The following is a 24,971-nucleotide window of genomic DNA, read 5'->3' on the forward strand; positions in this document are numbered from 1 at the left end:
CTATCGGCCCCGAAAGGTCGCTGCAAGGTGGAATTGGGTTGAGTGGAGACCAATATGAACGATTGCAGCGGCGGTAAATTACGCAGCCTTTGTGTTTGTTGCCATCGATAATTGCAGATCGCCGCCGGATGCGGACGAATGGATGGACGCGCACGACGCGCGTTAGCCCGGCGCGCCGCAAGAAACCCAGATCATTGAACGATCTTGCGCGGACTCGCCGTATGTTCTTTCGCCACGGTGCTCGAACCGTCGATTTCCTGAAGCAACACATCGTAGCCCCAGAGATCGGCGAGATGTTGAAGAACGAGCTTCGTGTCACCTTCCTGCAGATAGCAGCCGTTCATGACGATATGCTGCAGCAGCAGTCGCCGGTCGCCGGCGAGATCGACATCGACGATATCGATTGCCGGATCGGTCCAGCCGATATCGTATTCGCGGGAGAGCTGGCGGCGGATGCGCAGATAGCCACGCTCATTGTGAATTGCCGAGACCAGCACACCTTCGGTCTGTTCCGGGTCGTCGTAGAGATGGAACAGCCGCAACCGCCGGATCAGGTTCGGGCTCAGGAACTGACTGATGAAACTTTCGTCCCGATAATTTGCCCAAACGTCGCGCAGGACCCCCATCGCGTCGCCTCGTCCCGCAATATCGGGAAACCATGCCCGGTCCTCTTCCGTCGGCTTCGTGACGACCCTCTCGATGTCCTGCATCATCGCAAAACCAAGCGCATAGGGATTGAAGCCCGAGAACCGCCGATCGTCGTAGTTTGGCTGGAAGACGACATTGGCGTGGGACTTCAGGAATTCGAGGAAGTTCCCGTCGCTGATCTGCCCCCGCTCGTGAAGCCGGTTCATGATCTGGTAATGGACAAAGGTGGCGGTTCCCTCATTCATCACCTTAGTCTGCCGCTGGGGGTGGAAATATTGCGCGACGTGGCGGACGATGCGAAGGATCTCGCGCTGCCACGGCTGCAGCCGGGGCGCGGATTTCTCAAGAAAATAGAGGATGTTATCCTGCGGGAGACCGAGCGCGGCACGGCGCTTCTCCAAGCCGATGTCACCCGCCTTCTTCGCCTTGCCGACGGGAACCGTGCGCCACAAGTCGTTGAACATCTGCTCTTCGTGGGCGCGACGCTCCTGCTGCCGCTTCTCCTCCTGGCGAAGGTCGATTGTGGTCTTGCCGGCATATCGATGCACCCCATGCGACATCAGCGCATGCGCCGCATCGAGCGTTCTTTCGACGGCCGTCTCGCCGTAACGCTCTTCGCAGCGGGTGATATAACCCTTGGCGAAATCAAGGTAATCGAGAATTCCCTCGGCATCGGTCCAGAGCTTGAAGAGATAATTGTTCTTGAAGAAGTGATTATGGCCGAAGGCCGCATGGGCGATGACGAGCGTCTGCATCGTCGCCGTGTTTTCCTCCATCAGATATGAGATGCAGGGAGAACTGTTGATGACGATCTCATAGGCAAGGTCGCGCATCCCGCGGCGGTAGAAGGTTTCATGATGCGCAAAGTGTTTTCCGAAGGACCAATGGCGGTAAAACAGCGGCATGCCGGTCGAGGAATAGGCATCCAGCATCTGCTCCGAGGTGATGACTTCGATCTGGTTCGGATAGACATCGAGACCGAGCTCGCCGAGCGCGATCTCCTCGCACGCATCATGGATGCGCTGCAGCGTTGCAAAGTCCCAGTCGGCTCCCTCGAATAAGAGCCGCTCTCTTGGCCTCACCGTCATGGTCATGGCGTCACCTTCGACTGTGCCTCACGTTTCTGGAAGAGATCGTGGAAAACAGGGAATATTTCGCTTCGCCGGCAGACCTTGCGCATCGAAAGCGGCAGCGGTTCGGAACGGATCCCGTCATAGAGCATCCAGAGGGGCGACCGCGACACTGAAGAATCGCCGCCTTCCTCGCCGACTTCGATATAGGCGAAATACTGGCACAACGGCAAAATCTCGCGCAGCAGCTGCCCGGTCAGATTTCCGTCCGAATGGGCGTTGTCGCCGTCCGAGGCTTGGGCGCCATAGATATTCCACTCCGCCGGATCGAAACGCGCCGCGATGATCGCCCGCATAGCGGCAAGCGCGCTCGACACCAGCGTGCCGCCCGTCGCAGGTCCGTAGAAGAAGGTTTCTTCGTCGACCTCCTCTGCCCTGTCAGTATGGCGGATGAAGACGATTTCCACTTTCTTGTAGCGTTTCGACAGGAAAAGGTAGAGCAGCAGGTAGAACCGCTTGGCAAGGTCCTTCATGTGCTCCGACATGGAGCCCGAGACGTCCATCAGGCAGAACATCACCGCTTTGGCGACAGGCTTCGGCTCGTTTTCGAAGCGGCGATAACGCACGTCGAGCGGATCGATATAGGGAATGCGCCGGCTTTTTTCCGTCAGGGATTTGAGTTTTGCCTCAAGCGTCACGCGGGTCTCGTCGTCCTCGCATTCCTCGATCTGCCGCTGCAGGGCTTCGATTTCTTCGCGGCGCGGGCGGCCAAGCGCAACGCGGCGCATCATCGCCAGCTTCGTGGTGCGACCGACGGCAATGTTGGCGGGGGATCCCGATACGGAATAACCGGCCCGAAACGGAGTTTCTTCCTCCGTTTCGGCTAGACGCCGCTTGGCAAGGTCTGGCAATTCAAGATCATCGAGGAACACATCGAGGAATTCCTCCCGCGTCAGCACGAAGCGGAAGCCGTCCTCACCGTCGCCTTCGCCTGCATCTTTTGGTTTTCCGCCCTTTCCACCCGGCGGCCGCGGAATGATGTCCCCTTCGACGAAAGCCCGGTTCCCGGGCAGGATGTGATCGGCGATGCCGCCTTCGCCCCGTCGAAAGCTTGGTTCGGCCATTCCATCGATCGGCAGGCTGATCTCCCCACCGTCGAGCACGTCTCGAATGTTTCGATTTTGCAGCGAACGTTTCACCGCCTGCTGCACGGCTCCCTTCATGCGTCGAAGGAACCGCTGACGATTTTCCAGACTTTTACCGCGCGGATTTAGCCGCCGGTCGACAATGTGCATAATGGCTCCGCATTAACTTGCCTGTTTGACGCGCATGTACCATTCGACGAGGCGCCGAACCTGCCGTTCCGTGTAACCTCGCGCGGCCATGCGCGAGACGAATTCGCTATGCTTCTTTTCTGTTTCCGAATCCTTCTTCGATCCGAAGGAAATGACCGGCAAGAGATCTTCGACCTGCGAGAACATACGCTTCTCGATGACTTCCCGGATTTTCTCGTAGCTCGTCCATGACGGATTTTTTCCGCCGTTGGCTGCCCGCGATCTCAGAGAGAACTTGACAATTTCGTTGCGGAAGTCCTTTGGATTGGCGATCCCCGCCGGCTTTTCGATCTTCGTTAGCTCCTGGTTGAGGAGCTCGCGGTCGAGAAGCTGACCGGTATCGGGATCCTTGAAGTCCACATCTTCGATCCAGGCATCGGCATAATCTACATAGCGGTCGAACAGATTCTGTCCGTAGTCCGCATAGGATTCAAGATAAGCCTTCTGAATCTCGTTGCCAATGAACTCTGCGTAGCGTGGCGCAAGATCGGCCTTGATGAATTCCAGATAACGCTTCTCGACATCGTCGGGAAACTGCTCGCGACGGATCGCCTGTTCCAGCACATACATCAGATGGACGGGATCGGCGCCGATATCCGTGGTGTCGTGATTGAAGGTGGAGGCGAGCACTTTGAAGGCGAAACGGGTCGATATCCCGTCCATGCCTTCGTCGATCCCGGCAGCATCCCGGTATTCCTGGACGCTGCGGGCGCGTGGATCGCTTTCCTTCAGGCTCTCCCCGTCATAGGTGCGCATCTTCGAGAAGAAGGTCGAATTCTCGTGCTTGCGCAGGCGCGAAAGGACGGAGAACCGCGCCAGCATTTCGAGCGTTGCCGGGGCGCATGGTGCATCCACCAGTTCCGATCCCTCGATCAGCTTTTCGTAGATCTTCTGTTCCTCTGTCACCCTGAGACAATAGGGCACTTTGATCACGCAGATGCGGTCGATGAAGGCCTCATTGTTCTTGTTGGCCTTGAAGGTCTGCCATTCCGCCTCGTTCGAATGCGCAAGGACGATGCCGGAGAAAGGTATGGCGCCGATATTCTCGGAGCCGATATAATTGCCCTCCTGCGTTGCCGTCAGCAGCGGGTGCAGCATCTTGATCGGCGCCTTGAACATCTCGACGAATTCGAGCACGCCCTGATTGGCACGGTTCAGTCCGCCCGAATAGCTGTAGGCGTCCGGATCGTTCTGAGAATAGGTTTCCAGTTTGCGGATATCCACCTTGCCGACCAAAGAGGAGATGTCCTGGTTGTTCTCGTCTCCAGGCTCGGTCTTGGCAATCGCGATCTGGCGCAATCGCGAGGGTTGTATCCTGACGACGCGGAATCGGGAGACATCGCCGCCGAAATCGTCGAGCCGCTTCAGGCACCACGGGCTCATCAATCCGTTCAGGCGCCGCTGCGGGATCCCGTACTGCTCCTGCAGGAGCGAGCCCATCGTCTCGGGATCGAAGAGATTGAGCGGGCTTTCGAACACAGGGCTGATCTCGTCACCGGCCTTCAGCACGTAGATCGGATACACCTCCATCAACTGCTTCAGCCGCTCCGCCAGCGACGACTTGCCGCCGCCGACCGGACCGAGCAGATAAAGAATCTGCTTGCGCTCCTCGAGCCCCTGCGCCGCATGCCGAAAAAAGGAGACGATGCGTTCGATTGTCTCTTCCATGCCGTGAAAGCCGGCAAAGGCCGGATAAACCCGGATGGTCCTGTTCATGAAGATCCTGCCGAGGCGCGCGTCCTTGGCGGTGTCCACCATCTGTGGTTCGCCTATGGCAGCGAGCAGACGCTCGGTCGCGTTGGCATAGGCGATCGGGTCGGTTTTGCAGAGATCGAGATATTCCGACACCGACATGTCGCTTTCGCGGCGCGCTTCATAACTGCGTGTGAACGCATCGAATACGGATTCACTCAGCATGGGACCTCCATTAAGGTAATGCCGCAGGCTCTAAGCCGTATAACCATCGAGATGGCCACGGCGTTCCTAAGAATCAATAGTTTCGTAGGTATATTCCACGCTGACCGGCCGTTTGTGGCAATGCACAAAATCGTGCATGCACCGGTATTTTTTTACTCCACGAAACTGTTTCTTATTGTAGTTGAGAAAAGGCTTGTCGCGATATCAGCACATTTAGCGACGTGACATGGAAGTAAAAAAGGTATGCAATAGCGCCCGTGATTCGAGCCGTAAATAATCGGCGATTGCCCGCCGGTGAGAGCCAGTCGGCTCCGACAGCGGGCAGCGAGTTCGCCGCCCGCAGAATGAAACCGGGCGAACGTCACATCCGACCGGCATATCCTACTCATGCGCCTCCTGGCTCTCAGCCGTTGAACGCCTTTTCCAGCGCAGCCACATCGATCTTGACCATGCCGAGCATGACTTCGGTGACGCGCCTTGCCCGCTCGCGATCTTCGTCGGCGATCATCTCGGAGAGCGCGCGCGGGACGATCTGCCAGGAAAGGCCCCAGCGGTCCTTCAGCCAGCCGCAGGCCTCCGGCGTGCCGCCATTGGCGAGGAAGGCATCCCATATCCGATCGATCTCCGCCTGGCTTTCCAGAAGGATCGCTATCGAAAAGGAATGGTTGAAGCTGTCGAGCGGACCGGCCTTCATCGCCAGGAAGGCTTGGTCGCCAAGCGTGAACTCGATCAGCTCGACGCTGCCGGGAGGGCCGCTCGGGGTTTCCGCCGGAAGTATGGTGGTTCGGCCGATCCTGGAATCCGGAATGATCGACACGTAGAATTCTACGGCTTCGCGTGCCTGCTCCGCGAACCAGAGATTTGAAATGACCTTGGGCATGGACAGCCTCCTTGTTGGCGAGTATCCCGGACTTCTGTCCGATGCTTCGAGGACGTCTGGTCGGCACCGGTTCCGACAGGCCGCGATCGGATTTTTTGGCCGCCCACCCCCCCGCAATAGCGGTGGCTCGGGAATGAAAGCAGAACATCTTTTCTGGTCTTTCCTTCCCGAATCACTACATTACGCGCCATGAGCAATAGTTTCGACGATATTCCCTTCTTCGACGAGGAGCCGGGCGAAGTGGCGCGTAAGCCGCAGCCGTCAGTCGCAACCGCCGGAAGGCCGGCCGCCGGCGGCGGCATCGCCGCCCGCGCCATGGCGGCCCGTGACGGCGGCAAACGGCCGGACTATCTCGCCGGATTGAACCCGGAACAGACCGAAGCCGTCGAAACGCTGGAAGGCCCCGTCCTCGTGCTCGCCGGCGCCGGCACGGGAAAGACGCGCGTGCTGACGACCCGCATCGCCCATATCCTCAATACCGGCCGCGCCTTCCCGTCACAGATCCTCGCCGTCACCTTTACCAACAAGGCCGCGCGCGAGATGAAGGAGCGCATCGCTCTGCTCGTCGGCGGCGCCGTCGAAGGCATGCCGTGGCTCGGCACCTTCCACTCGATCGGCGTCAAGCTCCTGCGCCGCCATGGCGAGCTCGTCGGCCTGAGCTCCGGTTTCACCATTCTCGACACCGACGACGTCGTGCGCCTGATCAAGCAGCTGATCCAGGCCGAAGGCCTCGACGACAAGCGCTGGCCGGCAAAGCAGTTCGCCGGCATGATCGACACCTGGAAGAACAAGGGCCTCGGACCGGCCGATATTCCCGAAGGCGACGCCCGCGCCTTTGCCAATGGCCGCGGCCGCGATCTCTATTTCGCCTATCAGGCGCGCCTGTCGACGCTCAACGCCTGCGATTTCGGCGACCTGCTGATGCATCCGATCGCGATCTTCCGCAAGAATCCGGATCTTTTGAAGGAATATCACGGCCGCTTCCGCTATATCCTTGTCGACGAGTACCAGGACACCAACACTGCTCAGTACATGTGGCTGAGGCTTCTTGCCCAGCGCGCCAAGGGTGAGCCGCAGAATGTCTGCTGCGTCGGTGACGACGACCAGTCGATCTATGGCTGGCGCGGCGCGGAGGTCGACAATATCCTGCGCTTCGAGAAGGATTTCCCCGGCGCCAAGGTGATCAAGCTCGAGCGCAATTACCGATCGACCGAACATATCCTTGGCGCCGCCGCCCATCTGATCGCCTATAATGAAGGCCGCTTGGGCAAGACGTTGTTCACCGATCGCGCCGACCCAGATGACGTCAAGGTCCAGGTTCACGCCTCCTGGGACTCGGAGGAGGAAGCCCGCGCCATTGGCGAGGAGATCGAGCAACTCCAGCGCAACAAGCATCTGCTGAACGACATGGCGATCCTCGTGCGCGCCTCCTTCCAGATGCGCGAATTCGAAGATCGCTTCGTCACCCTTGGCCTCAACTACCGCGTCATTGGTGGCCCGCGCTTCTATGAGCGCCTCGAAATCCGCGATGCCCTGGCCTATTTCCGCCTGGTGGCGCAGCCGGCCGACGACCTCGCCTTCGAACGTATCATCAACACGCCGAAGCGCGGCCTCGGCGATACGACGGTGCGCGCGCTGCACGATTATGCACGCGCCCGCGACATCCCGATGCTGGCGGCCGCCGCGCACATCATCGAGACGGACGAGCTGAAGCCGAAGGCGCGAAAAGCCCTCTTCGACGTGATTCAATCTTTCCGCCGATGGCAGGAACTGCTTGAAAACACGCCACATACCGAACTTGCCGAGCAGATCCTCGAAGAGTCCGGCTATACCGACATGTGGAAGAACGACAAGAGCGCGGAAGCCCCGGGCCGCCTGGAAAACCTGAAGGAACTGATCCGCTCGATGGAAAGCTTCGAGTCAATGCGCGGCTTTCTCGAACACGTCTCCCTTGTGATGGATGCCGAGACCAACGAGAACCTCGACGCCGTCTCGATCATGACGCTGCATTCGGCCAAGGGCCTGGAATTCGACACCGTTTTCCTGCCCGGCTGGGAGGAAGGCCTTTTTCCGCACCAGCGCTCGCTCGATGAAAGCGGCCGTGCCGGCCTGGAGGAGGAACGCCGCCTCGCCTATGTCGGCATCACCCGCGCCAAACGTCGCTGCCACATCTGGTTCGTCTCCAACCGCCGCATCCACGGTCTCTGGCAATCGACCCTGCCCTCGCGTTTCCTGGACGAATTGCCGGAGACCCATGTCGAGGTCGCCGAGATGGAACAGAGCTACGGCGGTTACGGCCGCGGCGGTTACGGCCAGTCCCGCTTCGACAAAGCCGAACCCTTCGCCAACTCTTATTCGACCCCCGGCTGGAAGCGCGCCCAGGCCAACAGGACCGACGCCACCCGCGACAATTGGGGCACCCGCTCCGGCCACGCCGTCGAACGCATCGGTTATGGCGAAAGCGGCCCGAAGGGACGCACGATCGACGGGGAACTGGTGGCGAAGTCCACGTCCTCTGAATCATCGCGCTTCACCCTCGGCGACCGCGTCTTCCACCTGAAATTCGGCAATGGCAACATCACTGGCATCGAAGGCAACAAGCTGACGATCGATTTCGATCGCGCCGGACAGAAGCGGGTGCTGGACGGGTTCGTCGAGCGCGTGTGATTTTGCGGTTATACCGCGTGGAAACCGTTATCCGAACATCCGCATACTGCTGAGCCCGAGAATATCGTTCAGCAGGGCGATGCCCATTCCGACGGCGACGATCGACAGCCCGATCAGGAACAGTCGCCGAGCCCGGTCATATTTTGCGGCGAGCAGGGAGTCGCGCGCGAGCAGATCCGCAAACACCTTCACCTGAATGGCGATACCGACGGTCAGAAATGACATCGGCAGCAGATCGACGCGGCTCCAGTCATTGGGATTGGACACCCAAAGACTGATGAAATTGAGGGAGAAACCAAGAATGATCCCGGTCGCCGTCAGCGACCCGTTGCGGAAGGTGGCGTCGATCTTTTCATCTGCTTGAGGCTCGGACATGGCTTCAATCTTGACTTGCTGATGAGCTCAGAAAGACAGAAATCGCGGCGGCCGGCAAGATCGAGCGGACGTCGCCGTCGAAGAAGGCGCTGCAGCACCTCAGCCGGCAGACCGATGAAGGCTGACACCGGAAAATGAGGCTCGGCCGGGGAGATCCGCAGTGTAAAACCTTCGCCTTCCCGCCGTTTCGAGAGGATAGTTACTGCGATCACATATCAATGGTTGCATTAGCGTGTGCTTTTTCGACTAGCCACTACCGGAGGTACCAGAATTAACACTTGCGCGCCCGCGCTGGGAAATCCACTACTGGTGTGTTGGTGTGTTCGGTGCATTTGGCATTTGCATTGCAATAACGCGAAGGGATTGGCCTTGATGAAAGCGCTGCTGCTCGTCGATATCCAGAACGGCTTCTGTCCGGGCGGCAATCTGCCGGTGCCAGACGGCGACAAGGTGGTCCCCGTCGCAAACCGGCTGATCGACAGTGGCAGATATGATCTGATCGTCGCCTCCCAGGATTGGCATCCGCCCGGCCACGGCAGCTTCGCCTCTGCCCATCCGGGTGCCACCCCCTTCGAGATGGGCGAATTGTCCGGCAAGCCACAAATGATGTGGCCCGACCACTGTATCCAGGGTACGCTCGACGCCGAATTGCATCCGGAACTGAGATCCGAAGAGATCGACCTGATCCAGCAGAAGGGCGAGGATCCCAGGATCGACAGCTATTCGGCATTCCGCGACAATGACCGCGATGCTTCGACCGGTCTTTCCAATTTTCTCCAGGAACAGGGTGTCACCGATCTCGACGTCTGCGGGCTGGCGACCGATTACTGTGTCAAGTTCTCGGCGCTCGACGCGCTCGAGATGATGCCTGGGGTGCGCGTCCGCTTCATCGAGGACGCAAGCCGCGGCATCACCCCCGAAGGTGTTGCCGCCGCCATCGACGAAATGCGGGCGCACGGCATCACTGTGATAAAAAGCGCAGATGCCTTGCGCCAATGAGCTTGCGATCGCCGGCTATTTCAACAAATAGGCATCGAATGTCTCATCGCTGCCGGCAACGGGGCCGAAGCGCTTGACCAGGGTCATCTCGCTCCGGAATGCGGAAATGTCCTCTGGCGTCAGGGACAGCAGCCAATTGTAACTTTCGCGCAATGACGCCGGCGCGGCAATTCGGTCAAGCCGTTGTGAGAGAAGAACGACGACAGGAGCATGCTCGCTCTGCTGCAACTGCCGCGCCGTCTGCAGAATGTCGGCAAGGCTGAGAGAAAGCCGCGCATTGCGGGTATAGTGCACAATGGCACCGAACCGCTCCTCTCTTAGGAGATAGGTGCGATTGGAAACATAATAGGGCAAGGCTTCCACGAGATAGTCGGGATCCGCCATGATGATCGCATCCTTGAGATCAGGACGGGATTGAATGAACGAGCCGAGATCCTGGGCTCGGCTGAGCGGCATGTCGGTGAAAAGGAATTGATGGACCCTCTCGATGCCGGAAGCGACCTGCAGCGCGAGCAATATCATGAAGCACAGGCGCCCGATCTTCACGATGCCGCCGGCAGCTTCGGTGCCGGCAACATCGGCGAGGCCGGCCCGAGGCGGCAGGGTCAAAGCGGTGATTGCGATCATGAAGACCAGCCACAGCGCCTGATGCCTGTAGCTACCTGGGTAAACCAGCGTAAAAAGCAGAGAAAGCCCGAGGAGAACCAGTGCTGCTGCGAACATCGCCGGTCGCCGGTTCGCCAGCCCCAACAGACTGCCATAGATGAGCACAGCCATGAGCGACGCGAATATCCGGGCGAACAATGGATCAGCCGAGACCAGTGCAAGGATCCGGTCGGGGTAGAACGCCATGAAATAGGAACTGGGGGCGACAAGCGCCGAAAGGACAAGCAAAGCGAAATTCTTGCCCGCAAGATCGTTCTGCCCCGCATCGTTGAAGGTCGGATAGACCGTCATGACGCAGAGAACAATGCCGACGGCGGCAATGGCAGCGGCTGTCGAAAAGGCCCGATATGCGCTCAAAGGGGGTCTTGGCCGCGCCAGAACCAGATCGAAAAACCAATGGGCGAGGAAACCGCCGACGAGGACCACCGAATGGACGTTGGTATTGGCCAGCAAGGCGAACAGCAGGCCGAGCAATATTCCGTTGCGTCGGCCTTTCCCCCAGTTCAGGACGATAAGGAAGACCACCAGCATGCTGATGCCGTAATTTCGCGACATCGCCGCGTAATCGAAGATCGAAAAGCTGCTGAACAGCGACAGCAGCATGATGGGAAGGGGCAGTTTCAACCGGAAAACAAGAAGGTAGGCGGCGGCGGCCGCAATCGTCAGTGCGACGATTTTCAAGACGACGGGCGAGCCGACCATGACATGGGCGGCGCGCAGCAGGATATACCACAGGGCAGGATGCCCCTCGCCACGCAGCTGGCGAAGCATGGCGGCGAAATTGTCTCCCTGAAGGGCCAGTGACAATGCGCGAACTTCGTCACGCCATACCGTTTCGGACCAGCAAAGCGCAGACGCCAGCGCAAGCCAGGCGAGAAAGAGCATCGCCTTGGCGAGCCTGGCGGATCGAGGTTCATCAATAACAGAGACAATCAGGGCCAAATGACACCAACCTGGTGAAGGAAAGCGCCGACCGTATCGCCGCAGCCATAATTTGGCGTTAAGCGGGCCCGCCGCCCGATTTTCAGGCGCTGGATTTCTGCTCTCTCTCAAGAAGATGAATATCTTCGGCCACGTCTTCCATTCTCTTCAGTAGGGCAGCCTGGGCATCTCTCAGCCCTCGATTGTAGAAGTACGGGCCAATCTCCTCGGTAAAAAAATCGAGCAGGAATTCGGCCGGCAGCATGCCGATGGGATCAAGTTCGCGGTCGAAATAAGCGCGGATGCGTGCAACGATCTCAGTCTTTTCTTCCCTGGAAAATTCGATCTTCTGCACGTCTGCCTCTCCGACAAATGCAATCACCACGTTGATGCTTCAGCGAAATCGATTGGTCAATCAACGAAATTCAATTGTCGCGGAAGACCATAGCTCATAAGGGAAACCTGAATTTCCAACAGGACACTCACATGAATCGCGCCGACTTTGTTGAAGGTTTGCGGGGCGGCTCGGCCGTTGCACTGGCATCGGCGCCCTTTGGCGCGCTGTTCGGAGCGCTGGCGGTTGAAAACGGCATGTCGCTTTCCGAGGCCGCCTTCATGAGCGCCACGGTCTATGCAGGCGCCAGCCAGATGGTCGGCATCGAACTCTTCGGCCACAATGTCCATGCCTGGCTGATCGTGCTGTCGATCCTTGCCGTCAATTTCCGCCACGTGCTCTATTCCGCGGCCTTAGCGCGCTACATCGGCCATTTCAGCTCGGTGCAGAAATTCTTCACCTTCTTCCTGCTCGTCGATCCGCAATTTGCGGCGGCGGTCAAGCGCGGCGAAGCCGGCAAGCCGCTCACCTTCGCCTGGTATCTCGGCTTCGGCATCATCATCTACATCCCCTGGGTGCTGATCAGCATCGCCGGCGGCATGCTCGGCGGCTTCATCGGCGATCCCAAGGCGATCGGCCTCGATATCCTGTTGCCAGCCTATTTTCTCGGCATTGTCGTTGGTTTCCGCAAGCGCGACAATTTCCTGCCGGTGGCGCTCGTCAGCGCGGTGGCATCAGTGCTCGCCTACCGTTACGTCGGCTCGCCCTGGCATGTCAGCCTGGGTGCGGCCGCCGGCATCGTGCTGGCTGCCCTGCTGCCGCTGCCGCGCGAGGTGCCGGATCTCGAAGCCGACGCCCTTCAATCCGAAGTGCACGAGGTCTGAGCCATGGAATTCGATCTCCACATGGCGCTCGTCATCCTCGCCGCTGCAGTCGCCACCTTCGCCACCCGCATCGGCGGCTATATCCTCATCACCCGAATGAAGAGCATTCCCCCGCGCGTGGAAGCGGCGCTGAATGCCGTGCCGGCCGCCGTGCTGACGACTCTTGTCGCACCTGCCTTCTTCATCGGCGGCTGGGAATCGAAACTGGCGCTGATCGTTGCCCTTATCGTCGGCCTGCGCATTGCTCATACATGGATGCTGGTTGCCGCCTGGGTTGTCGTGATGGCATGGCGCTACACGATCGGCGCCTAGCCCTGCCTTGCGCCTGAAAGATGCGCGACCTTGCAGCCCGAAAGCAGTGTCCGCCACCTCTTGCCTAATATTCGAGCGGCAGCGTCGCGTTTTCGAGCCAAGCCCTGACGTCGTGATCGTGGATCAGCGGCATCAGCGCCTCGCATGTGCGGCGGTGATAGTCGTTGAACCAATGCAGCTCATCATGGGTCAGAAGCTCGGGAATGACGAGGCTGCGGTCGATCGGGCAGAAGGTCAGCGTCTCGAAGCCGAGCATCGGCATGTCGCCGCCGTCAATCTCCTCGGCGCCGCGCACATAGATCAGGTTCTCGATGCGGATGCCGAAGCTGCCCGGCCGATAATAACCGGGTTCGTTCGAAAGGATCATGCCGGGCAGCAGCTCCTGCGTCGAGAGCCTGGAGATGCGCTGCGGTCCCTCATGCACCGAGAGATAGGAGCCGACTCCGTGGCCTGTGCCATGGGCAAAATCGGCGCCTGCCCGCCACAGTGCGATGCGCGCCAGCGGATCGAGGTCGCAGCCGCGTGTACCCTTCGGGAAACGTGCCGTGCTGATCTGGATCATTCCCTTGAGCACCATCGTGAAGAAACGGCGATGCTCCTCTGAAACCGTGCCGATTCCGACCGTGCGGGTAATATCGGTCGTGCCGTTGATATATTGCGCACCGGAATCGATGAGGAAGAGTTCGCCTGCCTCGATCATCCGGTTGGTCTCGGTGGTGACGCGATAATGCATGATCGCTGCATGTTCGCCGGCGCCCGAGATCGTATCGAAGGAAATGTCCTTCAGCGGGTTCTGCATGCTTTGGCCGACACGGGCGCGCACCGCCTCCAGATGTTCGGCGGCGGCGATCTCGCTTACGCTGCCTGGTTTCTCCTGCGACAGCCAATAAAGGAATTCCACCATCGCTGCTCCATCCTGCAGATGTGCAGCGGCCGAGCCGTTGATTTCGACGTCGTTTTTCACAGCACGCGGCAGCTTGGCGGGATCGGCGCCCTCCACCACTTCACCGCCAGCCCGGCGGATGATCTCCGCCAGCGCATGAGAGGCGATATCAGCGTCGATCAGCACGCGGCCGCCGTCCCTGGAAACGGCAGCGAGCCTCTCTTCGAGCGCCGAAGGCGGCAGCTGCGTGCAGATCTGCCCGAGATAGGCTTCGGGCTCGATGCCTGTCTTGCGCTTGTCGAGGAAGAGTTCGGCCCGTCCGTCGGCATGAATGATAGCGCGCGCCAGCGGATGCGGCGTGTGCGGCACGTCGGCGCCGCGGATATTGAAGATCCAGGCAACCGACGAGGGATCGGCGATCAGCACCGCAGCAAGGTTTTTCTTCGAAAGATCGGCAGCTATCGTCGCAATCTTGTCGCTCGCCAGCACGCCGGCCTGGGCAACATTCTGGATGGTGACGGCGCCGAGCGGCTCGGCGGGCCGGTCGTGCCAGAGCCTGTCGAGCGGATTGTACGGCAGGAAGACCAACGTCCCGCCGATCTGCGCCAGTGCTTTTTCCAGGCGCCGTACCTCCGCGCCCGCGTGCAGCCAGGGATCGATGCCGAGCCTCAGCCCCTTGCTTCCGTTTGCGGCAAGCCAGACATGCGGCGGCTCGTTGACGAGATCACCACCCGAGAACACCGAGCCGTCGACCTGTTCGGCCAGTTGCGTCACATAGCGCCCGTCGACGAAGACGATCGCTTGGGTCCGCAGGATCAGCGCAATGCCCGCCGAGCCGGTGAAGCCCGTCAGCCATGCCAGGCGCTCGGAGCAGGCCGGAACATATTCGCCGTTGAATTCGTCGGCGCGCGGCACGAGGAAGGCATCTATGCCGAGCGCATCGAATCCGGCACGCAACGCCGAAACCCGATCCTTGCCGAACTGCGGCGTGGAGGTGACCTCGAAAGACTGGAACATGCTGGGAAATCCGAATGGTTGAAACGAATCCGGTTAATGGGATGCGCGCCATGTTAGCGAAATTTCAATCGATGGGGAGAAAAAGCGACGAAACGAGTCGAAGTCACTGCGGACGCTCGTCATTTTGACAGAACGATGACGCCAAGAGTTTATTTGGCACGCTTTATGCATTGGCCGCATGGCTCCCATGAGGAAAACCCTCTGCCTCCGCATTTCAGAATAGCTATATAGGCGCCATCGAACAGTTCGGATGAACAGCAAACAAAGGTTTTTGAAATGACCGCCTCTCTCTCGCGCTTCGCATATAGCAGCCCGGTACAGGCTGGCGAACGCCAGACCGTGCGTCACGTGATCGGCGCCCGCCGCCCGCAGAACGAGGACAGCCTCAAGCTGCTCGGTGCCGGTCAGCGCGTCACGCGCCACCAGGGCGCACCCAGCTACGCGTTCTAAGCTTAAAGCCTGTCGTCTCCTCCCTCCCGGACAGGCCCATTGGAATGCAGTAGAGCCCGCTTGAGCACTCCTCCTCCTTCGAGCTCGCGGGCGTTGGCCGGATAGGCCGGTCTAAGGCGGTGCCACTGGCGCCGCCTTTTTCTTTTGCCTGAAGGGAGCTATTGTTTTTAGACAGCGCCAAAAGCAGTTTGTCTCCCATGGCGCGCGCAAACCTCCACCTCCCTCATTCCTGTGCTCGTCACAGGAATCCAGCGTGCCCAAGTCCTTGGGCACAAGAGACTCTCTTCAATCGCTCATAAAGCTATTCACCGCGCAGACGCGCGGTGGCTGGATTCCTGTGACGAGCAGCCGCGCCTTGGCAACGGTAAATGTTTCAGGGCGAGTTTGAGCTTCGTAGCGAAAACTCAAGGCCGATCGAAATGAATTGTCACCCAACCGTTCCGCCAGATCGTCCTGACATGGCGGAGCCGGGCGCCACTATAGGCGGCGATCACCTTCCACCGTTGTGACGCGAGAATGCCCGAAAGAATCACCGAACCGCCGGGCGCAAGATGCGTAGCGAGCTTTGGCGCCATTCGGATCAACGGCCGGGCGAGAATATTGGCGATGATAAGGTCGAATGGGCCATGCTCCAAGAAGGCCGTCGAATGAAAGCCCGGCGCGGTCTTCGTGACGATGCCCGACGCGATGCCGTTGCGTTGTACGTTCTCAGCCGCGACCCGCGTCGCGATCGGATCGATATCGGTCGCAAGCACCGGTATATTTTTGAGCTTGCGCACCGCGATCGCCAGAACGCCACTGCCGGTGCCGAGATCGAGCGCGTTGCGAACCCGGCGCGAACGCACCACGGCATCGATCATCTCCAAGCAACCGGCCGTTGTGCCGTGATGGCCGGTGCCGAAGGCTTGGCCGGCATCGATCTCGATGGCGATGTCGCCGGAGAGGACCTTGTCGCGGTCATGCGAGCCATGCACCAGGAAGCGCCCTGCCCTGACCGGCTTCAGCCCTTCGAGCGATTTCGCCACCCAATCGACATCCGGGATGACTTCTCGCAACAGCTGAGCATCGGGAAAAGCAACCTTCAGCGCCGCCTCGATGCGGGAGCGCACATCTGACTCGTCCTCGGTCATCATATAGACCGAGGCTTCCCAGACATCCTTCTTTTCATCGATTTCGGTGGTGCCGATGGCAAAGTCTTCTTCGCCGAAGACTTGGGTCAGGAGGTCGAGGATCGCTTCTGCCTCGCTTTCGGTGGTCGACACGTAAAGGCGGATTTCACTCACGATAGGCGGTCTTTCCCGTTTCCGTTGCCCGCCACCGGTCGAGCCAACGCCCTATCACGCTGAAGCCGTCATCCCTTACTGACGAGATTCTCCAGTTTCTTTACCGCCGTGTCCGGATTTTCGCCATAGGCGATCGTTCCGGCAAACCGCCCGGCTGAATCGAGCAGGAATACCGAGGCAGTATGATCCATCGTATAGTCGCCGTTTGGATCCTTCTCGTCGACCGGCACCTTTTTGGCATAGACGCGGAACCCCTTGATGACTTCGGCGATCTTGTCGGGCGGGCCTGAAATGCCGGTAATGCGTTTGGAAACGTTGGAGACGTACTCGTTCATGATCTCGGGCGTATCGCGTTCCGGATCGACGGTCACGAAATAGGCCTGCAGTTTGTCACCATGGGGATCGACCTTCTCCATCCAACCGTTCAGCTCGAAAAGCGTCGTCGGGCAGACTTCCGGGCAATGGGTAAAGCCGAAGAACAATGCCGTCGGCTTGCCGCGCAACGCCTGTTCGGTGATCGGCTGGCCGCTTTGAGAAACCAGCGTGAAAGGCACGCCGAAGGGAGCTTCCGCCACGACATCCCGCGACTTCATGGAATAACTCACCGCGCCGAGAACTCCGGCAAGTATCAGAACACCGATCCAGACGGCGATGCGGAATGTCTTCATGGCGTGATCCTCGATCGGGCGGATTTGCCACCCGCCCCTGTCGGCGTGATTATCGTCTCGGCCGAAGGCGCGCAATTCAAGAATATGTTTTTTGACCCGTGATTAATTGTCTCACGAACCGCAGCCGTCGATCACCCGAAAGTCAGCCTGCCAGACTTGGCGTTCATCAAAAAAGCATTGCGCTTGAACGACTTCCCTTCTGCCCGAACCGACGATCTCACGATCAACACCATTAGGAAAGGCTTAAACCGTCATGTCTATATTTAGCGGTGCGTGCGGCGTACTCGAGCCGTTCTGACATGAAGTCTGCCGAGTGGCGAAACCTCCGGACGTCCGCATGAGGGTAGGAAAAAGATAAACCCCGCGCGGTTTATGGGAGGTCTTTTCATGACGAAATCAGCAGTGCGCAAGAGCCTGTCGGTCAGCCAGCGGCTCTGGACGCTCGGCGGCGCGGCCTTCATTGGTTTCGGCACGATGCTCGGCATCGGCTGGTACGAAAATGTGCGGGTCGACGCCAGCTTGCGTCGCGCCGGCGAAATACAGACGAGCGTCAATCATATCGACGACATGCGGGTTGCGAACTTGACGATGGTCCTGGCCGCCATGGACATCATCGTCGACAAGGATGACAAGGTGGTGGAGCCGGCACGCCTTAAGCTGATCGGCGACTCCCTCGCCGCCCTTACCAGCGGCTCGAAGGAAATGCGTCTGCTCGCCGACGAGATGAATGACGGCAATCTGCTAAAGAGTTACGACGCCGACGTCGCCGCAATGGGTAAGGCCATCCAGACCGATCTAGTCGCGCTGGTTCAGCAGGGCGCGCCCGATGCGGACTTCGACAAGATCGACGACGCGATCGATAGCGCCGGCGACGAGCTGACCGCGACCCTCGACAAGCTGGCCGCTGACGGCACCATTTTCGCCCAACAACATGTCGAGCTCGCCAATGCCGTATCGCGGGAGGCCCTCATCCTGCAGATCGGCCTCGGTGTCCTGGCCATCCTCACAATGGGCGTCCTGCAATATGTCCATGGCGGCTCGATCCGGCGCGGCATCGGCGCCGTGCGCCAGAGCATGCAGCGCATCATGAGCGGCGACCTAGCCAGCGACGTTCAGGAAAAGAACCGCGGCGACGAGATCGGCGAAATGGCCCGCGCCGCCGACAGCTTCCGCCTCGCCGCCATCGAAAAACGCGACCTTGAAGCCCAGACTCAGACCGAAAGGCAACGCAGCGATGCCGAGCACCGTGCCCGCGAAGCCGCCAAGCTTGCCGATGCCGAAGCTCTGAACGCCGCCGTCAGCGCTCTCGGCGCCGGCCTCACCCGTCTGTCGGGCGGCGATGTGACCGTAACGATCGACCAGCCGTTCCGCGACGAGCTGGAGCGCTTGCGCTTGGATTTCAACCAGACGACCGTGACGCTGCGCAAAGCGATGAGCGACATCGCCATCAACAGCAGCTCGATCGAGGCGAACAGCCGCCAGATGCGCGCCGCCGCCGACGACCTCGCCAAACGCACCGAGCAGCAGGCCGCCTCGCTGGAAGAGACCTCCGCCGCCCTCGACCAGATCACCGCCACCGTCCGTAACGCCACCAACCGCGCCGAGGAAGTGGGCCACATGGTCTCCCACACCCGCGAAAATACAGCGAAGTCGGACATCGTCGTCGGTGATGCGATGGCCGCGATGGAGCGAATCGAGGGCGCCTCCCGCGAGATCGGCAAGATCATCAACGTCATCGACGAGATCGCGTTCCAGACGAACCTCCTCGCGCTCAACGCCGGTGTCGAGGCAGCGCGCGCCGGCGAGGCCGGCAAGGGTTTTGCCGTTGTCGCCCAGGAAGTGCGCGAACTCGCTGGCCGTGCTGCGGGTGCTGCCAAGGATATCAAGGCCTTGATCGGAAAATCCGGCGAGGAAGTGAAGATCGGCGGCGAACTGGTGACGGCCGCAGGTGAAGCGCTTCGCCAGATCGGCGAGGATGTTCTGCGCATCGATGAGCATGTTAAATCAATCGTAACCTCTGCGCGCGAACAATCGGTTGGATTGAACGAAATCAATACTTCGATCAGCCAGATGGATCAGGTCACGCAGAAAAACGCGGCCATGGTGGAAGAGACGAACGCCGCAAGCCATACGCTCGCCATCGATGCCGAAAACCTGACGCAGTTGGTCAAGCAGTTCAAGACCGGCGAGGGCATGAGCGCCCGGCAAACGCCGCGAGAGGCAACGGCCGCCTCGCATTCGAGACCTTCTCCCGCACGCAGCCTGATAGGCAAAGTCGCGGGCGCATTCAACGGCGGTTCCGCCGCCAAAGCCATCGCCGCTCCCGCCGGGGACAACTGGGAAGAATTCTGATCATGAACAACAACGCCATCAAGCAGTCGGGCGCCTACCTCGAAATCGTTTCGTTCCACCTGGGCGACCAGGAGTTCTGCATCGACATCATGGCCATCCGCGAAATCCGTGGGTGGGCGCCGGTGACGCCGATGCCGCACACCCCGCCCTACGTTCTCGGCCTCATCAACCTGCGCGGCGCGGTGATCCCGGTCATCGACATGGCCTGCCGCCTCGGCATGAAGATGACCGAGCCTTCCGAGCGTTCGGCGATCATCGTCACTGACATCGCGGGCAAGCTGGTTGGTCTGCTGGTCGAGCAGGTTTCCGACATGATGACGATCAAGAGCGAAGACCTGCAGCCGCCGCCGGAAATCATCCCGGAAGCCCAGCGCGCCTTCTGCCGTGGCATCGTCGCGCTGGAGAAGACCATGGTCTGCTTCCTGAACCTCGATACGGTCATCGCCGACGAGCTGAATCAGGCGGCTTGATATTTATCACCAGAGAGATTGCGAAGGCTCGGCTCGTCCGGGCCTTTTCGTTTTGGAAGACGTGACTGATCTGACCTATTGACCTGATGCCCCTCTCCTCCCTCATCCCTGTGCTTGTCACAGAGATCCAGCCACCGAGCGTCTGCGCGGTGAATGACCATCGCTCGGGCGGAGAGTCTTCTGCGCCAAAAGACTTGGGCGCGCTGGGTCCCTATGACAAGCACAGGGATGAGGGAGTTTGGGGAGACGACTCACCCCCTTCCTAACATCCGCAACCCTACTATGGCTTCCCATTCTTCCACGTCACATTCTGCCCATAGAGCGGAATGGTCGAAATCGACATCTTCGCCGAGCCGTCCGTCAACTCCCGCGAATGGGCGAGATAGATCAGCGTGTCGTTGCTCTTGTCGTAAATGCGGTTGACAACGAGCGTCTTCCAGATCAGCGACATGCCCTGACGAAACACCTCGCTGCCGTCCCTGGAGAGGTCGATGTTGCCGATCTCTATGGGGCCTGTCTGCCGGCATGCGATGGAATTGTTGGACGGATCTTCGAACCAGTTGCCGTTCTTGAAGCGATCGATCAGGCTGCGATCGAAATAGGTGACGTGGCAGGTGACACCCTTGACCTCGGGATCGGAGAGTGCCTCGACGATGATGTCGTTGCCGATCCAGTCGACCCCGACCTTGCCGACGACCTCGGCCGAGGTGGCGCCCGCGGAAATGGCAGCGAAGGAAAATGCGGCGAGAAAAAACGTGCGCAGCTTGGACATGGCGGCTCCCTGGATGATCCGCATCCTAGATAAGCATGCCCACAGGCTTTGCAAGAAAGCGCCGCTGCGGCGCGGGACACTCAGCCCTTCCTGCAGGTGCAGGGCTCATAGCCCCTCGCCGTCAACCGCCCCGGCGTCATTCCGATCAGCGCCGGGATCGCCTCCACGGCTTTCGCCTTGACTGCCTTCGCCATTTCGATCGCCGCTGCCGCGCAGACCGCCGCATCTTCGGCGGCGTTGTGGTGCATGAAACGCAGCCCAAGATGCTCGGCGATCAGGTTCAGCCGATGTGAGAGGAAATGCGGCCAGATCCGCTGCGCCATCTTCAGGCTGCAGAGATAGGTCAGTTCCGGATAGGATTGCCGGTAGAGATCGAGGCTCGCCCGCCAGACGCTGAAATCGAAGGCCGCGTTGTGCGCGATCATCGTCGCGCCGCTGATATCATCGTAGAACTCGTCCATCACCTCGGGAAACTCCGGCGCATCCTCGACATGCTCCGGCCGGATACCGTGGATCGCGATGTTCATGCCGGAAAACCGCATGTTGCGCGGCCGGATCAGCCTCTCCTCGACACGCGTCACCCGCCCCTCTTCGATCCAGGCAAGGCCGACCGAGCAAGCGCTGCCGCGCTGCTCATTGGCAGTCTCGAAATCGATGGCAATGGTCGTCAAGGAGAAATATCCGAATCGTCTGCCCTACCGGAATAACCATAGCGGCGCGCGAAGGCAAATTTCGACCTGTTGACATCTGCACACCGATGGGGAAACTTCCGCGCATGATCAACTCTGTGACCCTTACCATGCATCATATCGCCACGACCCTTCCGGGGTACGCGGGAGCGATGGTGCGTCACTAGCCGTCCGATCATCCCGAGAACCCTGCCGAGGCGAGCGGGGTTTTCGAAAAGCCGGCTCTCCTCCCCTGAAATCCAAGGAGGCCATCCAATGTCTGAAACCGAAGAGAATAAACCCCGCGACCGAGCGCGCCTTCCGGATGGCGTCGTCGTGCGCGCCGTCCGTCTTTCCGATGCCGAGGAAATCACCGATCTCATAAATTTGCCGGGCTATCGGGCAGGCACGCTGCGGCCGCCCTACCAGCGGGTCGAAGAGGTCCGCAAGAACATGGAAAATCCTTCGCCAGGCGCGCTCAACCTCGTCGTCACGCTGGAGGGCAAGATCGTCGGCAATTGCGGCCTCAACCGCCTCGGCGGCCGCCGGCAACACGTCGCCAGCATCGGCATGGGCGTGCATGACGACTTCACCGGCCGCGGGTTCGGCCTTATCTTGCTTGGTGCGATGGTCGACGCCGCCGACGACTGGCTCGACGTCAAACGGCTGGAACTGACCGTCTACACGGATAATGAGGCCGCGATCGCCCTCTACGAGAAATTCGGTTTCGAGAAGGAAGGGCTCCTGCGCGCATTCGCCTACCGCGCCGGAGAATATGTCGACGCCTACACGATGGCGCGGCTGAGGACTTGAGACAAAGGGCCATCGACACCGACGTCAAACGCAGGGAGGGCCTGCCAAACGCTCCTTCGTCATACTCGAGCTTGTCCCGAGCATCTGCAACGATCGATACAGGAGAGATCCTCGACACAAAGCCGAGGATGACTCCGAGGAACCCTCAAGGCTTTCACACCGATCTCCTACCCGCCAATCAGCGCCAGCCACTCATCCTCGTCCATCGTCTGGACGCCGAGCTCACGCGCCTTGTCGAGCTTCGAGCCGGCGCCAGGGCCGGCGACGACGATATCGGTTTTCTTCGACACCGAGCCCGCCACCTTGGCGCCGAGACTTTCGGCCCTCGCCTTCGCCTCGTCGCGGGTGAATTTTTCGAGCGAACCAGTGAAGACCACCGTCTTGCCGGCGACCGGGCTGCCTGACGTGACCGGTTGTTCGGCCTCCGTAGGCGTCACCTCGTCGAGCAGGCGGCCGATCACCTCGATATTGCGTGGCTCCTTGTAGAACTCGACCATGGCGCGCGCCACGACCTCGCCGATGCCCTCGATAGTGTTGAGATCGTTCCAGGCATCGCCGGAAAGCGGTGCCGCCTCCTTCATCGCGGTCGCAAAGGCCTCATAGGTGCCGTAGGAGCGCGCCAAGAGCTTTGCCGTGGTCTCGCCGACATGGCGGATCCCGAGCGCATAGATGAAGCGGTGGAGCGCGATGCTGCGCCGCTCGTTGATCGCCGCATAGAGCTTGCCGACGCTGACCTTGCCGAAGCCGTCGATATTCTCCAGCTTGGTGAGCGAGGATTGCTGGCGCTTCTCCAGCGTGAAAATCTCCGGGGCCGTGCGGATCTGCAGCGACGGGTCCTCGTTTTCAAAGAAGAAGTCGATCTGCTTCGAACCGAGCCCTTCGATATCGAAGGCATTGCGCGACACGAAATGCTTCAGGTGCTCTGTCGCCTGCGCCCGGCAGATAAAGCCGCCGGTGCAGCGACGCACCGAATCCATCTTGCCGGTCTTCTCGTTGACCTCGCGCACCGCGTGCGAACCGCAGACCGGGCATGTCTTCGGAAATTCGTAAGACCTTGCCGCCTCCGGCCGCTTCTCCATCACGACATCGAGGATCTGTGGAATGACGTCGCCGGCGCGCTGGACGATGACGGTATCGCCCTCGCGGATATCGTGTTCCTCCGGCCGGATGCGCTCGCCGCTATTGCCGATGCCCTTGATGTAATCCTCATTATGCAGCGTCGCATTGGTGACGACGACGCCGCCGACCGTGATCGGCTTCAGCCGCGCCACAGGCGTCAGCGCCCCGGTGCGGCCGACCTGGATCTCGATCTTCTCGACCTCGGTAAAGGCCTGCTCGGCCGGGAATTTATGCGCCGTCGCCCAGCGTGGGCTGCGCGAACGGAAGCCCAGGCGCTGCTGCAGTTCCAGGCTGTCGACCTTGTAGACGACGCCGTCGATATCGTAATCGAGATCCGGGCGCTTGAGGCCGATCTCATCGTAATGCGCCAGGATGTCGGCGACCGAATTCAGCCGCTTCATCAGCGGATTGACCGGAAATCCCCAATCCTTGAAGGTCTGCACCATGGAAAATTGCGTATCGGCCGGCATGTCAGACATCTCGCCCCAGGCATAGGCAAAGAATTTCAGCTTGCGGCTCGCCGTCACCTTGGCATCGAGCTGGCGCAGCGACCCCGCTGCCGTGTTGCGCGGATTGACATAGGTTTGTTTGCCCTCCGCCTCCATCTGCCGGTTCAGCGCCAGGAAATCGCTCTTGGCCATATAGACTTCGCCGCGGATCTCCACGACCGTGGGAACGCCCTTCGGCAATTGGTTGGGTATTTCGGCGATCGTCCGGATATTGGCGGTGACGTTCTCGCCCGTGGTGCCGTCGCCGCGCGTGGCAGCCGTCGTCAGCCTGCCGTTCTCGTAGCGGATCGACATCGAAAGCCCGTCGATCTTCGGTTCGGCGGTAAAGGCGATCGACTGGTCCGGCAGGCGACCGAGGAATCGATAAACGCTGGCGACGAAATCCTGCACGTCCTCCTGCGAAAAGGTGTTGTCGAGCGACAGCATCGGCCGCGCGTGGACGACGGGCGAGAAGGTGACCGAGGGCGCAGCACCAACCCGCCGCGACGGGCTGTCCTCACGGATCAACTCGGGAAACCGCGCTTCCAGCGCATCGTTGCGGCGCTTCAATGCGTCGTAATCGGCATCCGAAATCTCCGGCCGGTCCTTGCCGTGGTAGAGCGCATCGTGATGCGCGATCTCCTTCGCCAGCCGTTCGAGCTCGACAGCAGCCTCTTCGATCGTCACCGTATCGACGGCGGAACTTTCGGTGGACATGGAACATCACTCCAGAGAATCTGGCCAGAAATCTGCATTGTTTTTAGAGCAAAATCGACGGATGAAAAGAGAGGCTGCATATCCCGTATCGGGAAGATCGACCCGCCGGCTTCTCCACCCTCGTTCCTGTGCCTGTCACAAGAATCCAGCCACGGCGCGTCCGCGCCGTGAATGACTTACAGGTCGGCAAACAATCTCTCGCACCCAAAGACTTGGGCGTTCCGGATCCCTGTGACGAGCACAGGGATGAGGGAAGTTGAGGTA

The 24,971-nt window shown here is 60.0% G+C and carries 21 protein-coding genes; 8 read left to right on the top strand and 13 right to left on the bottom strand.

From position 1 onward, the window contains the following. Positions 1 to 191: 191 nt before the first annotated feature. The 4 genes from HJC00_RS10660 to HJC00_RS10675 form a co-directional block, all read right to left on the bottom strand. On the bottom strand, positions 192 to 1,742 hold the full coding sequence (locus tag HJC00_RS10660; RefSeq protein ID WP_210630642.1) for a SpoVR family protein: 1,551 nt from the start codon (positions 1,740 to 1,742) through the stop codon (positions 192 to 194). Next, positions 1,739 to 3,013 (bottom strand): YeaH/YhbH family protein, encoded by a 1,275-nt coding sequence (locus HJC00_RS10665; protein ID WP_210630641.1) that lies wholly within the window; start codon positions 3,011 to 3,013, stop codon positions 1,739 to 1,741. Before HJC00_RS10665 ends, HJC00_RS10660 begins: the two co-directional genes overlap by 4 nt. Before the next feature lie 12 nt (positions 3,014 to 3,025). Next, positions 3,026 to 4,969, bottom strand: a complete 1,944-nt coding sequence (locus tag HJC00_RS10670) for a PrkA family serine protein kinase (RefSeq protein ID WP_221153427.1) — start codon at positions 4,967 to 4,969, stop codon at positions 3,026 to 3,028. 403 nt (positions 4,970 to 5,372) lie between these two features. Continuing rightward, positions 5,373 to 5,849: a VOC family protein gene (locus tag HJC00_RS10675; protein ID WP_088391641.1), complete on the bottom strand. Its 477-nt coding sequence runs from the start codon at positions 5,847 to 5,849 to the stop codon at positions 5,373 to 5,375. Positions 5,850 to 6,038: 189 nt separating this feature from the next. On the opposite strand from HJC00_RS10675, the gene HJC00_RS10680 reads away from it, so the two are divergent. Further along, positions 6,039 to 8,516, top strand: coding sequence for an ATP-dependent helicase (locus HJC00_RS10680; protein WP_221153426.1), 2,478 nt, complete (start codon positions 6,039 to 6,041; stop codon positions 8,514 to 8,516). A 27-nt stretch (positions 8,517 to 8,543) separates the two neighbouring features. Here the strand turns inward: HJC00_RS10680 and HJC00_RS10685 are convergent, their stop codons facing one another. Then, positions 8,544 to 8,891 carry a hypothetical protein gene (locus HJC00_RS10685; RefSeq protein ID WP_097598119.1) on the bottom strand — a complete coding sequence of 116 codons (348 nt, stop codon included), beginning with the start codon at positions 8,889 to 8,891 and terminating at the stop codon, positions 8,544 to 8,546. 372 nt (positions 8,892 to 9,263) lie between these two features. Here HJC00_RS10685 and pncA point away from each other — a divergent pair, with 372 nt between their 5' ends. After that, a complete protein-coding gene (gene pncA / locus HJC00_RS10690) occupies positions 9,264 to 9,890 on the top strand; it encodes a bifunctional nicotinamidase/pyrazinamidase (RefSeq protein ID WP_210630638.1) in 627 nt (208 codons plus the stop codon). Between the two features lie 15 nt (positions 9,891 to 9,905). On the opposite strand, the gene HJC00_RS10695 is transcribed toward pncA, so the two are convergent. Together HJC00_RS10695 and HJC00_RS10700 are read right to left on the bottom strand one after the other, a co-directional pair. After that, a complete protein-coding gene (locus HJC00_RS10695; protein WP_221153425.1) occupies positions 9,906 to 11,498 on the bottom strand; it encodes a hypothetical protein in 1,593 nt (530 codons plus the stop codon). Positions 11,499 to 11,580: 82 nt separating this feature from the next. After that, the gene (locus HJC00_RS10700) at positions 11,581 to 11,832 is read right to left on the bottom strand and encodes a DUF2164 domain-containing protein (protein ID WP_210630636.1); all 252 of its coding nucleotides are present in this window, start codon (positions 11,830 to 11,832) and stop codon (positions 11,581 to 11,583) included. Positions 11,833 to 11,963: 131 nt separating this feature from the next. On the opposite strand from HJC00_RS10700, the gene HJC00_RS10705 reads away from it, so the two are divergent. Both HJC00_RS10705 and HJC00_RS10710 read left to right on the top strand, forming a co-directional pair. Beyond that, complete coding sequence (locus HJC00_RS10705) at positions 11,964 to 12,695, top strand: AzlC family ABC transporter permease (protein ID WP_210630635.1); 732 nt, start codon at positions 11,964 to 11,966, stop codon at positions 12,693 to 12,695. Positions 12,696 to 12,698: 3 nt separating this feature from the next. Beyond that, positions 12,699 to 13,007 (top strand): AzlD family protein, encoded by a 309-nt coding sequence (locus HJC00_RS10710; RefSeq protein ID WP_210630634.1) that lies wholly within the window; start codon positions 12,699 to 12,701, stop codon positions 13,005 to 13,007. Between the two features lie 64 nt (positions 13,008 to 13,071). On the opposite strand, the gene HJC00_RS10715 is transcribed toward HJC00_RS10710, so the two are convergent. Continuing rightward, the gene (locus HJC00_RS10715; protein ID WP_210630633.1) at positions 13,072 to 14,907 is read right to left on the bottom strand and encodes an aminopeptidase P family protein; all 1,836 of its coding nucleotides are present in this window, start codon (positions 14,905 to 14,907) and stop codon (positions 13,072 to 13,074) included. Between the two features lie 276 nt (positions 14,908 to 15,183). Here HJC00_RS10715 and HJC00_RS10720 point away from each other — a divergent pair, with 276 nt between their 5' ends. Further along, positions 15,184 to 15,357 (top strand): hypothetical protein, encoded by a 174-nt coding sequence (locus HJC00_RS10720; protein ID WP_004668779.1) that lies wholly within the window; start codon positions 15,184 to 15,186, stop codon positions 15,355 to 15,357. 404 nt (positions 15,358 to 15,761) lie between these two features. Here HJC00_RS10720 and HJC00_RS10725 read toward each other — a convergent pair whose 3' ends face one another. Both HJC00_RS10725 and HJC00_RS10730 read right to left on the bottom strand, forming a co-directional pair. Continuing rightward, a complete protein-coding gene (locus HJC00_RS10725) occupies positions 15,762 to 16,640 on the bottom strand; it encodes a 50S ribosomal protein L11 methyltransferase (protein WP_221153424.1) in 879 nt (292 codons plus the stop codon). A 68-nt stretch (positions 16,641 to 16,708) separates the two neighbouring features. After that, a complete protein-coding gene (locus tag HJC00_RS10730) occupies positions 16,709 to 17,308 on the bottom strand; it encodes an SCO family protein (protein WP_210630631.1) in 600 nt (199 codons plus the stop codon). Between the two features lie 387 nt (positions 17,309 to 17,695). Between HJC00_RS10730 and HJC00_RS10735 the strand changes: the two genes are divergently transcribed. Next, positions 17,696 to 19,660, top strand: a complete 1,965-nt coding sequence (locus HJC00_RS10735) for a methyl-accepting chemotaxis protein (protein WP_221122663.1) — start codon at positions 17,696 to 17,698, stop codon at positions 19,658 to 19,660. 2 nt (positions 19,661 to 19,662) lie between these two features. Then, complete coding sequence (locus HJC00_RS10740) at positions 19,663 to 20,130, top strand: chemotaxis protein CheW (RefSeq protein ID WP_004668786.1); 468 nt, start codon at positions 19,663 to 19,665, stop codon at positions 20,128 to 20,130. A gap of 280 nt (positions 20,131 to 20,410) precedes the next feature. On the opposite strand, the gene HJC00_RS10745 is transcribed toward HJC00_RS10740, so the two are convergent. Together HJC00_RS10745 and HJC00_RS10750 are read right to left on the bottom strand one after the other, a co-directional pair. Then, positions 20,411 to 20,902, bottom strand: coding sequence for a CreA family protein (locus HJC00_RS10745; protein WP_210630629.1), 492 nt, complete (start codon positions 20,900 to 20,902; stop codon positions 20,411 to 20,413). 80 nt (positions 20,903 to 20,982) lie between these two features. After that, complete coding sequence (locus tag HJC00_RS10750; RefSeq protein WP_210630628.1) at positions 20,983 to 21,573, bottom strand: 3'-5' exonuclease; 591 nt, start codon at positions 21,571 to 21,573, stop codon at positions 20,983 to 20,985. A 273-nt stretch (positions 21,574 to 21,846) separates the two neighbouring features. Between HJC00_RS10750 and HJC00_RS10755 the strand changes: the two genes are divergently transcribed. After that, positions 21,847 to 22,383, top strand: coding sequence for a GNAT family N-acetyltransferase (locus HJC00_RS10755; protein WP_221164003.1), 537 nt, complete (start codon positions 21,847 to 21,849; stop codon positions 22,381 to 22,383). 167 nt (positions 22,384 to 22,550) lie between these two features. Here the strand turns inward: HJC00_RS10755 and ligA are convergent, their stop codons facing one another. Continuing rightward, positions 22,551 to 24,707, bottom strand: coding sequence for an NAD-dependent DNA ligase LigA (gene ligA, locus HJC00_RS10760; protein WP_210630627.1), 2,157 nt, complete (start codon positions 24,705 to 24,707; stop codon positions 22,551 to 22,553). Positions 24,708 to 24,971: the final 264 nt, after the last annotated feature.

Source organism: Rhizobium sp. NLR22b (assembly GCF_019685295.1).
In the GTDB taxonomy this organism is placed as follows: Bacteria; Pseudomonadota; Alphaproteobacteria; order Rhizobiales; family Rhizobiaceae; genus Rhizobium.

Excerpts from the sequence above, each read along its gene's own strand:
- HJC00_RS10660 (WP_210630642.1), bottom strand. The coding sequence starts at position 1,742 with ATGACCATGACGGTGAGGCCAAGAGAGCGGCTCTTATTCGAGGGAGCC.
- HJC00_RS10665 (WP_210630641.1), bottom strand. The coding sequence starts at position 3,013 with ATGCACATTGTCGACCGGCGGCTAAATCCGCGCGGTAAAAGTCTGGAA.
- HJC00_RS10670 (WP_221153427.1), bottom strand. The coding sequence starts at position 4,969 with ATGCTGAGTGAATCCGTATTCGATGCGTTCACACGCAGTTATGAAGCG.
- HJC00_RS10675 (WP_088391641.1), bottom strand. The coding sequence starts at position 5,849 with ATGCCCAAGGTCATTTCAAATCTCTGGTTCGCGGAGCAGGCACGCGAA.
- HJC00_RS10680 (WP_221153426.1), top strand. The coding sequence starts at position 6,039 with ATGAGCAATAGTTTCGACGATATTCCCTTCTTCGACGAGGAGCCGGGC.
- HJC00_RS10685 (WP_097598119.1), bottom strand. The coding sequence starts at position 8,891 with ATGTCCGAGCCTCAAGCAGATGAAAAGATCGACGCCACCTTCCGCAAC.
- pncA (WP_210630638.1), top strand. The coding sequence starts at position 9,264 with ATGAAAGCGCTGCTGCTCGTCGATATCCAGAACGGCTTCTGTCCGGGC.
- HJC00_RS10705 (WP_210630635.1), top strand. The coding sequence starts at position 11,964 with ATGAATCGCGCCGACTTTGTTGAAGGTTTGCGGGGCGGCTCGGCCGTT.
- HJC00_RS10710 (WP_210630634.1), top strand. The coding sequence starts at position 12,699 with ATGGAATTCGATCTCCACATGGCGCTCGTCATCCTCGCCGCTGCAGTC.
- HJC00_RS10715 (WP_210630633.1), bottom strand. The coding sequence starts at position 14,907 with ATGTTCCAGTCTTTCGAGGTCACCTCCACGCCGCAGTTCGGCAAGGAT.
- HJC00_RS10720 (WP_004668779.1), top strand. The coding sequence starts at position 15,184 with ATGACCGCCTCTCTCTCGCGCTTCGCATATAGCAGCCCGGTACAGGCT.
- HJC00_RS10730 (WP_210630631.1), bottom strand. The coding sequence starts at position 17,308 with ATGAAGACATTCCGCATCGCCGTCTGGATCGGTGTTCTGATACTTGCC.
- HJC00_RS10735 (WP_221122663.1), top strand. The coding sequence starts at position 17,696 with ATGACGAAATCAGCAGTGCGCAAGAGCCTGTCGGTCAGCCAGCGGCTC.
- HJC00_RS10740 (WP_004668786.1), top strand. The coding sequence starts at position 19,663 with ATGAACAACAACGCCATCAAGCAGTCGGGCGCCTACCTCGAAATCGTT.
- HJC00_RS10745 (WP_210630629.1), bottom strand. The coding sequence starts at position 20,902 with ATGTCCAAGCTGCGCACGTTTTTTCTCGCCGCATTTTCCTTCGCTGCC.
- HJC00_RS10755 (WP_221164003.1), top strand. The coding sequence starts at position 21,847 with ATGTCTGAAACCGAAGAGAATAAACCCCGCGACCGAGCGCGCCTTCCG.
- ligA (WP_210630627.1), bottom strand. The coding sequence starts at position 24,707 with ATGTCCACCGAAAGTTCCGCCGTCGATACGGTGACGATCGAAGAGGCT.